This window comes from Ignatzschineria ureiclastica (assembly GCF_003121845.1).
Classification (GTDB): domain Bacteria; phylum Pseudomonadota; class Gammaproteobacteria; order Cardiobacteriales; family Wohlfahrtiimonadaceae; genus Ignatzschineria; species Ignatzschineria ureiclastica.
This window is the reverse complement of the sequence record NZ_QEWQ01000019.1, coordinates 1-2,009: the sequence shown is the minus strand read 5'-3', so window position 1 is coordinate 2,009 and position 2,009 is coordinate 1. Positions and strand designations below refer to the sequence as shown.

The 2,009-nt window shown below is 42.2% G+C and carries 1 pseudogene; it reads left to right on the top strand.

From position 1 onward, the window contains the following. Positions 1 to 2,009, top strand: a pseudogene (locus DC083_RS10025) (YadA-like family protein); the annotation flags it as partial.

Genomic DNA, 2,009 nt, shown 5'->3' with positions numbered 1-2,009 from the left:
AAGACGGAAAAGATGGCGTTGACGGTAAGATTGGTGTTACCGGAAAAGATGGTTCATCAGTAGTTATTAATGGCGAAGATGGATCAATCGGTCTTACCGGTCCAAAAGGTGAGGCAGGTAAAGATGCACCAACTCTTAATATTGCAGTGAAAGATGGAGCGCCAGGCTTAAATGGAAAAGATGGCGAAGTCCGTATTGTGTACAAAGATAAAGACGGCAATGAGAAAGAGGTCGCAAGTCTTGATGATGGCTTACTCTTTGGTGCGGATAACGATGGCGTTGTGGTTGAACGTAAGTTGAATCAAAAACTTGATATTCTTGGTGGTGCAAATAATGCAACCGATGCGAAGAATATCGTCACAACCGCAAATGCAGATGGTTCTATCCAAATCGATCTTGCCAAAGATCTTGATCTAGGCACTACGGGTTCTGTGAAAACAGGCAATACGACTGTTAATAATAACGGTGTTAAAGTAGGTGACAATGTCACATTAGGTGATACAGGATTAACTATTAAAGATGGTCCAAGTATTACTGCAAATGGTGTCGATGCAGGTGGTAAAACAATCACGAATGTTGCCGATGGTGTAAATGGTAAAGATGCTGTCAACAAAGATCAGTTAGATGGTCTTAAAACGAGTGTTGAGGGTAGTCTCGATAAAGGCTTGAACTTTGCGGGTAACACAGCTGGTACAGTTATTAATAAGAAACTAGGTGATACCGTTACAATTAAAGGTGGCTTAGCTGACAATGTTGATGCGAGTGATGAAAATCTACGTGTTGATGTTGAAAATGGCAACCTTGTTGTGAAGATGGCGAAGAACCTAAGTGGCTTAGGCGATATCCAAGTTGGTGAAGCTGGAAAAGACGGAAAAGATGGCGTTGACGGTAAGATTGGTGTTACCGGAAAAGATGGTTCATCAGTAGTTATTAATGGCGAAGATGGATCAATCGGTCTTACCGGTCCAAAAGGTGAAGCGGGTAAAGATGCACCAACTCTTAATATTGCAGTGAAAGATGGAGCGCCAGGCTTAAATGGAAAAGATGGCGAAGTCCGTATTGTGTACAAAGATAAAGACGGCAATGAGAAAGAGGTAGCAAGTCTTGATGATGGCCTTCTCTTTGGTGCGGATAACGATGGTGTTGTGGTTGAACGTAAGTTGAATCAAAAACTTGATATTCTTGGTGGTGCAAATAATGCAACCGATGCGAAGAATATCGTCACAACCGCAAATGCAGATGGTTCTATCCAAATCGATCTTGCCAAAGATCTTGATCTAGGTACTACGGGTTCTGTGAAAACAGGCAATACGACTGTTAATAATGACGGTGTTAAAGTAGGTGACAATGTCACATTAGGTGATACAGGATTGACTATTAAAGATGGTCCAAGTATTACTGCAAATGGTGTCGATGCCGGAGGTAAAACAATCACGAATGTTGCCGATGGTGTAAATGGTAAAGATGCTGTCAACAAAGATCAGTTAGATGGTCTTAAAGCGAGTGTTGAAGGTAGTCTCGATAAAGGCTTGAACTTTGCGGGTAACACAGCTGGTACAGTTATTAATAAGAAACTAGGTGATACCGTTACAATTAAAGGTGGCTTAGCTAACAATGTTGATGCGAGTGATGAAAATCTGCGTGTTGATGTTGAAGATGGCAACCTTGTTGTGAAGATGGCGAAGAACCTAAGTGGCTTAGGCGATATCCAAGTTGGTGAAGCTGGAAAAGACGGAAAAGATGGCGTTGACGGTAAGATTGGTGTTACCGGAAAAGATGGTTCATCAGTAGTTATTAATGGCGAAGATGGATCAATCGGTCTTACCGGTCCAAAAGGTGAAGCGGGTAAAGATGCACCAACTCTTAATATTGCAGTGAAAGATGGAGCGCCAGGCTTAAATGGAAAAGATGGCGAAGTCCGTATTGTGTACAAAGATAAAGACGGCAATGAGAAAGAGGTCGCAAGTCTTGATGATGGCCTTCTCTTTGGTGCGGATAACGATGGAGTT